Origin of the sequence: Sandaracinobacter neustonicus (assembly GCF_006385875.1) — a bacterium.
GTDB lineage: Bacteria > Pseudomonadota > Alphaproteobacteria > Sphingomonadales > Sphingomonadaceae > Sandaracinobacteroides > Sandaracinobacteroides neustonicus.
In genome coordinates, this window is sequence record NZ_VFSU01000017.1 from 153,509 (window position 1) to 165,530 (window position 12,022).

8 protein-coding genes are annotated in these 12,022 nt (G+C 65.6%); 6 read left to right on the forward strand and 2 right to left on the reverse strand.

What is annotated here, in order from left to right; translation table 11 throughout:
• Positions 1–38: 38 nt before the first annotated feature.
• Together FJQ54_RS05825 and FJQ54_RS05830 are read left to right on the forward strand one after the other, a co-directional pair.
• Entirely contained in the window at positions 39–3,041 is a 3,003-nt protein-coding gene (locus FJQ54_RS05825; protein WP_235890330.1) for a TonB-dependent receptor, read from the forward strand.
• Positions 3,042–3,134: 93 nt separating this feature from the next.
• Complete coding sequence (locus tag FJQ54_RS05830; RefSeq protein ID WP_235890331.1) at positions 3,135–4,643, forward strand: tryptophan halogenase family protein; 1,509 nt, start codon at positions 3,135–3,137, stop codon at positions 4,641–4,643.
• Between the two features lie 25 nt (positions 4,644–4,668).
• On the opposite strand, the gene FJQ54_RS05835 is transcribed toward FJQ54_RS05830, so the two are convergent.
• Positions 4,669–5,871: a cation:proton antiporter gene (locus FJQ54_RS05835; RefSeq protein ID WP_140927472.1), complete on the reverse strand. Its 1,203-nt coding sequence runs from the start codon at positions 5,869–5,871 to the stop codon at positions 4,669–4,671.
• A gap of 14 nt (positions 5,872–5,885) precedes the next feature.
• A complete protein-coding gene (locus FJQ54_RS05840) occupies positions 5,886–6,779 on the reverse strand; it encodes a polysaccharide deacetylase family protein (RefSeq protein WP_181159997.1) in 894 nt (297 codons plus the stop codon).
• Between the two features lie 94 nt (positions 6,780–6,873).
• Between FJQ54_RS05840 and FJQ54_RS05845 the strand changes: the two genes are divergently transcribed.
• The 4 genes from FJQ54_RS05845 to FJQ54_RS05860 form a co-directional block, all read left to right on the forward strand.
• The gene (locus FJQ54_RS05845; RefSeq protein ID WP_235890332.1) at positions 6,874–8,562 is read left to right on the forward strand and encodes a glycoside hydrolase family 43 protein; all 1,689 of its coding nucleotides are present in this window, start codon (positions 6,874–6,876) and stop codon (positions 8,560–8,562) included.
• Positions 8,559–10,352, forward strand: coding sequence for a glycoside hydrolase family 9 protein (locus tag FJQ54_RS05850; RefSeq protein ID WP_140927474.1), 1,794 nt, complete (start codon positions 8,559–8,561; stop codon positions 10,350–10,352). The genes FJQ54_RS05845 and FJQ54_RS05850 overlap by 4 nt, the downstream gene beginning before the upstream one ends.
• 10 nt (positions 10,353–10,362) lie before the next feature.
• A complete protein-coding gene (locus tag FJQ54_RS05855) occupies positions 10,363–11,406 on the forward strand; it encodes a LacI family DNA-binding transcriptional regulator (RefSeq protein ID WP_140927475.1) in 1,044 nt (347 codons plus the stop codon).
• Positions 11,407–11,537: 131 nt separating this feature from the next.
• Positions 11,538–12,022: IS4/Tn5 family transposase DNA-binding protein (locus FJQ54_RS05860; protein ID WP_181159998.1), on the forward strand; the 485-nt coding region annotated here is incomplete at its 3' end.

The following is a 12,022-nucleotide window of genomic DNA, read 5'->3' on the forward strand; positions in this document are numbered from 1 at the left end:
AATCATATGCGCGTGAAGCGTGAAGGGGAGAGATGCAGATGATCCGCGAGCCTCGGTTCGGTTCTGATTCCAGCGCCATGTGGCGCAATATGCTGCTGGGCGGCACGTCTTTGCTGGTGCTGGGGGCGGGCTTTGCTGCGCCGGTTCGTGCGCAGGCCGCGCCGGCAGCGGAAGCGCCGGCCGACGAATCGGAAATTGTGGTGACGGGCCTTCGCGAATCCGCGACTCAGGCGCGCAACATCAAGAAGAATGCGGAAGTGATCGTCGATTCGATCACCGCCGCCGATATCGGCGCATTGCCGGACCGCTCCGTTTCGGAAGCTCTGCAGCGGATCCCGGGCGTCACGCTCCAGCGCACCAACGAAGCGCGCGATCCGGCGCGGCTTGCGGCGGAAGGCGGCGGCATCTTCGTTCGCGGCCTGAGCTGGGTGCGCTCGGAACTGAACGGGCGCGACGTGTTTTCGGCCAGCAACGGCCGGGGCCTCAGCTTCGAGGATATCTCCGCCGACCTGATGGCGGGCGTGGACGTCTATAAGAACCCGTCTGCCGACATGATCGAAGGCGGCGTGGGCGGACTTGTGAACCTGCGCACCCGCAAGCCGCTGTCTGAGCCGGGGCAGATCATCGCGGCGTCGGGCGACTATAATTATGCCGATCTGCGCAAGAAGGGCTTCTGGTCTGCCAGCGGCCTGTACACCAACAAATGGGACGTTGCCGGCGGCGAGTTCGGCGTTCTGTTCTCGGGCAGCATCAACAACATCGGCAACCGCACCGATTCGATCCAGCTTGGCCGCTATGATCCAATCACCCCGACCGGCGGTGAAGGCGGCAACGCGCTGCCGAATATGCCGGCCGGAGAGACCTTCTATATCCCCAACACCGTCGGCTATCGCCGAATCGATTGGGAGCAGCGCCGGATTGCGCTGAACGGTGTCGTCCAGGCCAGCCCGACGCCCGGCATGACCTTCACCTTCGAGGGCGTCTATGCCCGCGCCACCCCGCGCGATCTCGAATATGGCGTCGGTGCCGTCACCAATCCCGCCACCGGCACCAGCCCCAGCTATGTGTTCGATGACCGCAACGTGCTGGTGGGCGGCGAGCTGACGGCGGAGCCGCTGGTGTTCAACACCCGCAACACACGGCAGACGAAGGTCACGCAGGACTATTCGATCAACTGGCACTACGAAGTGGATGATCGCTGGACGCTCAGCGCGGATTTCCAGCGTGTTTATTCCACAGCGAAGATCATGAGCATGACAGCCTTCACCCAGTTCGGGGTGCAGGAAGGCTGGTACAACGGATCGCGTCCGAACCTCAGCTGGGACACCTCCGGCAACAGCCCGAGCATGAGCATCACCGAGAACGGCGCGTCGCTGTCTGACAAGAGCAATTATTGGTGGTACGCCGCGATGGACCACCTTGAAGACAATGAAGCGGGCTCCTGGGCGCAGCGCGCCGATGTGGAATATAAGTTCGACGACAATAGTTTCCTGAAAAGCTTCCGCGCGGGGGTTCGAGCCACGCAGAAAAACGCCATCACTCGCCAGACCGGCTGGAACTGGGGCCTGCTGAGCCAGGCGCAGTGGGGCGGCGGTCCGAATGCCGTGTTCCTCGATCAGACTGGGAACCCGTCCAACGCAGGACTTCCCGATCAGGCAGCATGGGTTGGCTATAGCAATTTCTTCCGTGGCAAGATTGCCGCGCCCACCGGCGGCTGGTTCGCCACGCCGGGGCTCACCTCCAACAACATCTCCGCCTATGACTATCTGAAGAGCACGCGGACGGTGGACTGGAGCTGGCGCCCGCTGACGGAAGACAGCTACACCAACGCGACACCGGCGGTCGACAACGTCAGCGCCGGCATCACCAGCCAGAACGAAAAGACCAAGGCAGCCTATGCGCTGCTTCGCTTCGGCTCCCCCGATTCCGGCGGCGCCGGCTCGTTCGACGGCAACATCGGTGTGCGCGTCGTCCGCACGGAGAACGACACGTCGGGCGTGCTGCTGCTGAACCGGCCGACTGTTACGATGCAGACCTGCCTCGACAACCACCCCGGGAACGCGGCTGCCTGTGCGCCGCTGGCGCAGGCCTATGCCTTCACCGATGGTCAGTTGCGTTTCCCGGATCAGAAATTCTCCAACACCTATACCAACTGGTTGCCGACCTTCAATTTCCGCTACTTCGCAACCGACGAGGTGCAGCTTCGTTTTGCGGCCGGTCAGGCGATGGTGCGGCCCAGCTTCGCGCAGATGGTGCCGTTCAACTCGCTCAGCTTCACCTTCCTGGCCGATGGCACGCCGGACCCGACGCTTCCGCGTGTGGGCGTTGGCGGCAACCCCTATCTGAAGCCGACCATCTCGACGCAGGTCGACCTCAGCGCTGAATGGTATCACGGCACCAGCAACAGCGTGACGCTTGCACTGTTCTATAAGGATATCAAAGACTTCGTATACGCCGGATCGGTCGAGGAAACCTTCGTCAACAACGGCGTGTCGATGGTGTTCGATGTCACCCGCAACATGAACGGGCCGAGCGGCAAGGTGAAGGGTCTGGAACTTGCAGTCCAGCAGTTCGCCGACTTCCTGCCGGGCGGCTGGTCGGGCCTTGCGGTGCAGGCCAACTACACCTTCGTCGACTCGTCGGGCGGCGCGAACCTCGCGGTCAACTCGCTCGACCCGAACCAGACAACGGCTTCGAACAAGCCGCTGCCGCTGGAGGGCATGTCGAAGCACAGCTACAATCTTGCACTGATGTATGAGAAGTTCGGTGTGTCGGCGCGCCTCGCCTACAACTGGCGGTCAAAGTATCTGCTGACCACGTCGGCGGCGAACCTCAACGCGCCGGTCTGGTTCGAAGATTATGGCCAGCTCGACGGATCGTTCATTTATTCGATCAATGACAATATCAAGGTCGGCGTCCAGGGGACGAACCTGTTGAACTCCAGAACCTATCTGCAGATCGGCAACGTCGGCCTTACGCCACGCTACAGCTGGACGGATACGGATCGCCGGATCGCCTTCCTGGTCCGGACCCGCTTCTAAGCTTTCCTCCCTGCGGCAGCCGGGCCAATCTTGCCCCGGCCCGGCTGCCTGCTTTTCCAGCTTCGCGTTCCGATTGCTGAAGGTTAGACAGGGATGATGGAAGACACTGCAATCCGGTCCATCCTCGTGGTGGGCGGCGGCACCTCGGGCTGGATCAGCGCGGCGGTGCTGGCGCGCTTTCTGGATCCGCGCAAAACACGCATCACCGTGGTCGAATCCGAGGAGATCGGCATCGTCGGCGTGGGCGAAGCGACGGTGCCCATCATCCGCAACCTGAACGGGCTGCTGGGGATCGACGAGAATGACTTCGTTGCCGCCACCAACGGCAGCTTCAAGCTGGGAATCGAGTTTCGCGACTGGGGCGAAACCGGCAATGTGCATTTCCACGGCTTTGGCGATTTCGGCGACGATATCGGCGGCGTGGCCCCGCACCATCATTGGCTGAAGCTGAGGCGGCTGGGCGATAAGCGGCGCATCGAGGATTACAGCCTGCCTTATGCGCTGGGCCAGCGCGGCCGCTTCACGCCGCCGAACCCCGAAAGCGGCCGCGGCGATTCCGACTACCGCTATGCCTTCCACTTCGATGCGGCGCTGTATGCGCAATATCTGCGGCGAATGTGCGAGGCGCGCGGGGTGGTGCGGGTGGAAGGTCGCATCACCAATGTTGCGCAGCATGCAGAGAGCGGGGACATCGCTTCGGTGACGTTGGCCGATGGCCGGGTGCTGGAGGCGGACTTCTTCATCGACTGTTCCGGTTTTCGCGGGCTGCTGATCGAGCAGACACTGAAGACCGGCTATGAAAGCTGGCAGCACTGGCTGCCCTGCGACCGCGCCCTGGCGGTGCCCAGCAGCAGCGAGGGGGAGCCGCCGCCCTTCACCACCTCCACCGCACTGGAGGCGGGCTGGCAGTGGCGGATTCCGCTGCAACATCGCGACGGCAACGGCTATGTGTTCTCCAGCCGCTTCACCGATGAAGACCGCGCGCGGGAATTGCTGCTTGCGAACATCAAGGGCGAGGCGCTGGCGGAACCGCGGCTGTTGCAGTTCGAGGGCGGGCGGCGCAGGCTGGCGTGGGCCCACAATTGCGTGGCGATCGGGCTGGCGAGCGGCTTTCTGGAGCCGCTGGAATCGACCAGCATCCAGCTGATCCAGACTGCGATTGCCCGGCTGATCGATTATTTCCCCGAACGCCGCACCAATCCGGCGATCCGCGATGAGTATAACCGGCTGTGCGCGAACGAGGTGGAGCGGGTGCGGGACTTCATCATCCTGCACTATTGCCTGACGCGGCGGACGGAGCCGATGTGGGAATTTGTGCGCAGCATGGAGCTACCGGAAACGCTGGCGGCGAAGATCGATCTGTGGAAGGCGATGGGGCGGGTGCCGATGATGACCGAGGAAAGTTATCAGGAACCAAGCTGGGCGGCCATCTTCCTTGGCAATGACGTGCTGCCGGATCGCTACGATCCGCTGGTGGACCGCATCGACCCTGACATGCTGGCGCGTGGCATGGCCGCGCGGCGTGCGGATTATGCCGCATGGGCGGAGCGGATGCCGACGCAGGCGGCCTATATCCGCCGCCATTGCGCGATGCCGGCATAAGCAGCGCGGCGGCTCGGGTTTCCCCCTATGGCTGCGTGCCGTCCGCTTGAACGCCCGCCCGGCGTTGCAGCAGACGCACGGCCGGAATGGTGAGCATGGTGCTGCCCACCGCCATCAGCAGTAAGGCGGTGAAGGCGGCGCTGGAGATGATCTGCCGATCCAGCAGCACCTGCGCGAAGATGATCATGATGAGCGCCTTCGTCTGCAGCAGCCAGCCGATGAAGCTGGCTTCCCCGCGCGCCCAGCCGAGAATACGCCCGGCCAGATGAACCCCGGCGAGCTTGCCCGCGACGGACGCAAACAGCAGCAGCGCGGCCGCACCGATCACGGCGACGCCGCCCATTTCCCAGCTGGTGCGCAGCCCGGTGGAGAGGAAGAAAACCGGCATCAGCGCGAACAGGATGGTGGCGCGGAACTGCTCCATCCGCCTGCTGTCGAACCAGTGACCATCCAGCGCCGCGCCCGCGAGGAAGGCGCCGACCATATAGTGCAGCCCCGACCAATCCGCCGCGAGGGCGATGGCGATCAGCCAGATCAGCGCGACATGCCAGCGATCTGCCTGCGGGATGCGGGCGACGAGGCGCCGGATGGCGAAGGCAGCCAGAGCGAAGCAAATGAGGAAGGCCAGTTGCCGGGCCATGCGTTCGGTGTCGACGAGGATGATGGCGAGCACACCCCAGATGGCGATGTCATCGAGGCTGGCGTAGCGCAGGATGCGTTGGCCAAGCGGCTGGCGCAGAATTTCCAGTTTTTCCATGAACAGGATGAGGATGGGGAGCGCGGTGACGGCGGCCGCCATGGCGATTCCGGCGACGGCCTGAAGCGGCGTTCCCTCCGCCCCGATCCAGCCTTCGCTGCGCAGCAAAAACGCAGCCGCCGCCATACCGAACAACAGCGGCACCAGCAAGGCGCAGGCGGCGGTGATCCCGGTTTCGCGGCGATTCAGCCATGCTGCCTTCAGATCCAGTTCCAGCCCGGCGGTGAACACGAATATCATCACCCCCCACCATGCGATGCCGTTCAGCGCGGCGATAACCTGCGGGTTGAACAGGGCGGCATGCGCTTCCGGAAAGGCGACGCCTGCGACGCCGGGGCCGAGCAGTACGCCGCAGAGGATCTGAACCACCACCAGCGGGGCGAAACTGTCTGTGCGGAACAGCCGCCAGACAAGCCATGGCAGGCTGAAGATGATCAGCATCGCGGCGAGGAACAGCTCGGTCGTCGTCATGTCGGCGCGAGTGCTCAGCGGGCCGGGCAATTATTGTCAAGCGCGAACGGGGGCTCGGCATCGCGCTCGCCTGTCCGGGTAAACAGGGAGGCGCTGGCGAAGGGCAGCCGGGGGTCGGCCGAGGCGGCGTTGGCGGGATCGGCCAGTGCTTCGCTGAGGCTGGTGTTGGTGAAGCCTTCCGCGCGCAGCATCTCCAGCGCCTGCGGCAGCATGTGCGCGGTGAAGGCGCTGCTGTGCAGCAGCAGCACATAGGGGATGTCGCGGCCATAATGCGTTTTTGCTGCGGCGCGTGCGCGGGCGGCTGAGTCCTTCAGTTGGGCGAGGAAGGCAGCCTCCAACCGGGCCAGCGCGGGGGTGTCGCCTGCGGCGCGGCAGCGGACCCATGCCTGATTATAGGCCCAGTCCGGCGCGCCGAAATCGTCTGGCGCGACGGCATAGCCTTGCTCGGCGAGGATGGTGCGGGCTGCGTCGCGGAGCGCCGTGTCCCGCGCGGTATCGAGATAGGGGAAGCGGAACACTTTGGGCGCGCCCGCCGGGATGAAGGCTTCGTTGCGCAGCAGTTCGTCGCGGAAGCGCGCGGCGTCCAGCGTGTCCAGCGCCTGATGCGACCAGCCGTGGTTGCGCAGCTCATAGCCTGCCGCTGTCCAGTCTTTCAGGATCTGCGCCAGTGCCGGATCGCGGGCGGCGGACGCGCCATTGATGAAGCCATAGGCGTGGCGGATATGCGCCGCCTTCAGCGCGGCGAGCAGGCGGTTGCTAACGGTTTCGGGCGTTTCGCCGACGGGCCATGGGCCGTGACTGGGCAGATCATCGAAGGTGAGGACGAACTGCGGCTGTGACTTTGCTGCAAGCGACGGGCTGCACAAAAAGCTGAGCAGCAGGGCCATGCAGAGTGCGATGCGGCGCATCCATTCCCCCCAAAAAGCTGTTGCGCGACGTTGGTCGTCGCTGCAAGATAGCGCTAACATCCGAAACATCGCGTATTCGGGGGAGGAGTGCAACATGGATTTCAGGCGACTGCTGATGGCAGCCGCGGGCGTGTGCGCCCTCTGGTCGGCCGCGCCGTCTGTGGCGGCGGACGCGAACTTCCGCTGGTTCCACTACAAGGGATCGGACCCGGTGGACGCCGTGGCGAAGCCGGGCGCGGGCGAGTTCCGCAACCCGGTGCTGGCGGGCTTCTATCCCGATCCCTCCATCGTGCGGGTGGGGCCGGATTATTATCTGGTGAACTCCAGCTTCAGCTGGTTCCCCGGCGTGCCGGTGTGGCACAGCCGCGATCTGGTGAGCTGGCGGCAGATCGGCAACGCCATTGATCGGCCGGGGATGGTGGATTTCAAGGGCAAGGAGCTGTCGCAAGGGCTGTTCGCGCCCACCATCAGCTGGCACGATGGCATTTTCTATATCGCCAACACCTGCTTTGCCTGCGGCGGTAATTATATCGTCACCGCGACGAATCCGGCCGGGCCGTGGAGCCAGCCGCACTGGTTCCCCGAACTGGGCTGGGGCATCGACCCGTCTTTGTTCTTCGATGAGGATGGCTCGGCCTGGCTGCTGAACAATGATGTGCCGCCGGGTGGGGAAACCTATCCGGGGCATCGGGCGGTGTTTCTGCAGCGGCTGGACTTGCCGAGCATGAAGCTGGTGGGGCCGCGCCGCATGATCCTGAACGGCGGCGTGAAGATCGAGGAGAAGCCGGAATATGTGGAGGGGCCGCACATCTTCCGCAAAGACGGCTTCTATTATCTGACGGTCGCCGAGGGCGGCACGGGCGAGAAGCATGCGCAGGTGGTGCTGCGCGCCCGCGAACTGGAGGGGCCGTATGAACCCTTCGCGGGCAATCCGATCCTGACGCAGCGCGGGATGGACCCGAAGCGGCCGTTCCCGGTCAGTTCGGCCGGCCACGCCGATCTGGTGCAGACGCAGGCTGGTGACTGGTGGGCGGTGTTTCTGGCGACCCGGCCCTATCGCGACGACATCTACAACACGGGCCGCGAAACCTTCCTGTTGCCGGTGCAATGGACGGCGGACGGCTGGCCGACGATCCTGAAGCCGGACGTGCCGATCCCGCATGTGGTGAAGCGCCCGTCGCTGCCGCGCGATCCCGCGCCGCCGCTGCCCACCAGCGGCCCGTTCGAGGTGCGCGACGAGTTCGACGGCAGTGCGCCGGGCCTGCACTGGATGACGATGCGCGGCCCGGCCGATGGCTGGATGAAGCTGGGCGGCGGCACGTTGACGCTGACCCCGCGCGCCGAGGGGCTGGGCGATCTTGCCAGCCCCAGCTTCGTGGCGCGGCGGCAGCAGCATATGAATATGGAGGCTTCCACCCTGCTGTCGTTCAAGCCCGGCGCGGGCGAGGCGGCGGGGCTGGGGATCATCCAGCGCGACGAATATTGGTTTGCGCTGCTGCTGGCCGATGCAGGCGGCGGCAAGCGGGAGGTCCGGCTGCTGCTGCGCGATGGGGCGGCGACGCCTGCGGCGGGCAAACTGCTGGCGCGTGCCCCGGTGCCCGATGGCGATATCCGGCTGCGGATCGTGGCGGAGGGCGAGCGGTATCGCTTTGACTGGGCGCCTGCGCGTGGCGAGTGGCGGACGCTGCTGGCCGACACGGACGGCACGGTGCTGAGCACATGGCGCGCGCAGGGCTTCGTGGGGGCGATGGTGGGGCCTTATGCCGTGAAGGTGGTGCCATGAGGGCGGCGCTGATCGCGCTGCTGCTGGCGGCTCCGGCGGCGGCGGAAGTCTCCATCGATCTGAACCAGACCGGGTTCGAGCCGGGGGAGCCGCGCATGGCGTTGCTGCGCGGCGCGGGTGACGCGCCGCTGGCGTGGGAGCTGATCGACGAAGCGGGGCAGGTGCGGTTGTCTGGCAAAAGCCTGCCGTTGGGCGCGGATGCGGCGGCGGGGCAGCGCTTGCAGCGGATCGAGTTCGGCGGCGCGGTGCCGGACGGGCGCTATCGGCTGCGGGCGGGCGGGGCGAGCAGCCCGGCCTTTGCCATCGCGCCGGGGCTGAATGGGCCGCTGGCGCGCGATGCCTTGCGCTATTTCTATCACAACCGTTCCGCCGAGCCGATTGAAGCGCGTTTTGCCGGGGGTGAGCGCTGGGCGCGACCCGCCGGGCATCCGCGCGAACTGGTGGGTTGCTTCGCCGGAACGGACGGGCGCGGCAACAAATGGCCGGGCTGCAACTGGACTCTGGACGCCACAGGCGGCTGGTATGACGCGGGCGACCACGGGAAATATGTGGTGAACGGCGGCATCAGCCTGTGGACGTTGCTGAACCTGCACGAACTGCTGCCCGCCGCCTTTGCCGATGGCTCCATTCCGATTCCCGAGGCCGGGAATGGGGTGAATGATCTGCTGGACGAAGCCCGCGTGCAGATGGAGTGGATGCTGCGCATGCAGGTGCCGGACGGCAAGCGCATGCAGCTGCCTGTGAACCAGCGCGATGGCACCAAGCCGCTGAAGTTCGAGATGGTCGATGCGGGCGGCATGGCGCATCACAAGCTGGCCGATGAGCGTTGGACGAAGCTGCCGCTGCGGCCGGATCAGGATCGGGAGAAGCGCTTTCTCTATCCGCCCTCCACGGCGGCGACGCTGAATCTGGCGGCGACGGCAGCGCAGTGCGCGCGGGTGTGGAAAGACATCGATCCGGCCTTCAGCGCCCGTTGCCTGAGCGCGGCCGAACGGGCGTGGGACGCCGCCCGCCGCAACCCGGCCATTTACGCGATGTGGGATTTCCCCGGCAGCGGCGGCTATGACGACGATGATGTGTCGGACGAATTCTACTGGGCGGCGGCCGAGCTGTTCACCACGACCGGCGCGGCGCGCTATCGGCAGGCGCTGCTGCATTCGCCGCATGTCGCGCGCATCACCGAAGCGCCGGGCTGGCCGGACACCGCGCCGCTGGGCACGATGACGCTGGCGTTGATCCCGAACGGGCTGGATGCAGCGCAGACGGGCCGGATGCGAGCGGCAATCGTGCAGGCAGCGGACCGTTTCGCCGCCGAGCGCGCGTCCAACGGCTATGCAGTTCCGTTCAAGGGCACGCGTTACAGCTGGGGCTCCAACGCGGTGCTGCTGAACCGGGCGCTGCTGATGGGGGCAGCGAACCGGATCGACGGAGACCCGCGGCGTCTGGCCCCCATGCGCGACGTGCTGGATTATCTGCTGGGCCGCAACCCGATGGGAACCTCCTATGTCAGCGGTTATGGTGAGCGGGCGATGCGCAACCCGCACCACCGCTTTTGGGCGCACAGCCTCGATCCGGCCTTTCCGCCGCCGCCGCCCGGCGTGCTCTCCGGCGGGCCGAACAACCGGGCGATGTCGGACGATGTGGCGAAGCCGATGCAGGGCCATTGCGCCGCGCAGACCTGCTGGGCCGATGATGCGCAGGCCTTCACCCTGAACGAAGTGACGATCAACTGGAACGCGCCGCTCGTCTGGGTGTCGGCCTATGTCGACACGGCGGGCCGGAGGCCATAGGGTTGCAACGATGAGCCGACCCACCCGCCGCAAATCCGGAAGCGCCACCATTCAGGACGTCGCACGTGAGGCGGGCGTTTCGGCGATGACGGTGTCCCGCGTGGTGAACGGCGGATCGCAGGTGCGGGCGGAAACCCGCGACGCCGTGCTGGAGGCGATCGACAAGCTGAGCTACCAGCCGAACAGCGCGGCGCGCACGCTGGCGGCCGGCCGCGCGGCGCAGATCGGCCTGCTCTATTCCAACCCCTCGGCCTCCTATCTCAGCCAGTTTCTGATCGGTGCGCTGGAGGGCGCGCGGTTGAGCGGGGGGCATCTGCTGCTGCAACCCTGCAACGATTCCAGCCCGACAGCGCAGGCGGACGCGGCGCGGCATTTCGTGGGGCCGGATATTCAGGGCGTGATCCTGCCGCCGCCGCTGTCGGAATCCGAAGCGGTGAAGGCTGAATTGAAGGCGGCGGGCGTGCCATGGGTGGCGATCGCGCTGGGGCGGATGGAGCCGGGCGCGCTGAACGTGCGGATCGACGATCATGGCGCGGCGCTGGCGATGACGCGGCACCTGCTGCAACTGGGGCACCGGCGGATCGGCTTCATCAAGGGCCACCCGAACCAGATCGCCAGCGCCGAACGCTATCGCGGCTTTGCCGATGCGCTGGCGGAAGCCGGGCTGGAGGTGAAATCCATGGCGGTGGAGCAGGGCTATTTCACCTACTCCTCCGGGCTGGACGCGGCTGAGCGGCTGCTGGCGGGGCCGGACCGGCCCACCGCCATCTTCGCCAGCAACGATGACATGGCCGCCGCCGCCGTGGGGGTGGCGCATCGGCTGGGGCTGCACATTCCGGACGATCTCAGCATCGTCGGCTTCGATGACACCCAGCTGGCCACCAACATCTGGCCGGAGCTGACAACCATCCGCCAGCCCATTGCCGAGATGGCGCGATCCGCCGTCGCCCTGTTGCAGGAGCGGCTGCGCGGCGACGGCATGCCCGATGAACCGGAGCGGGTGCTGCCCTATCAGCTGGTGGTGCGCGGATCGAGCGGGCCGCCGCCCGCCTGACGCGGGGGGTTTCCCCTTTCAATTACCCACAAGTGGTCGCGAGCGTGATTCCGTTGGCCGCATGAGCATTGCCCGTCTGGAATCAAGCATGATTCATTCCCTGGCACCTGAATCGGTTGGCGGGGTGCAACGTGGAGACGTCCGTTTTCGATGCGGCAGGATGGGCTGACGGGGAAGTCGATCCCGCCGCCTTTCGTGATAAGCGACTGGGCGAACGGCTTCGAACGATGCTTAAGCAGATGGCAGGAGCGATTGGCGCACCGATACCGATGGCGTGTCAAGACTGGGCCAATACAAAGGCGGCCTACCGTTTTTTGTCTAATGGCTCGGTGAACGAGGGAGACATACTTGCCGGGCATTTTCAGGCGACACGGACACGCGCGGCGGCGCTTGAGGGGTTCATCCTGGTTTTACAGGACACCACCGAATTCTCCTATCAAAGGCGCAATCCTGAAACGATTGGCGCCATCGGGCTTGCGCCGAGCCGGCGTGATGAGAATGGTCGGCTTCGGCTTCATACGGTCTGCGGCCTGCTCATGCACTCCAGCCTTGCGATCACGACTGAGGGATTGCCACTGGGTCTGACAGCGGCGAAATTCTGGACCCGCACCAAGTT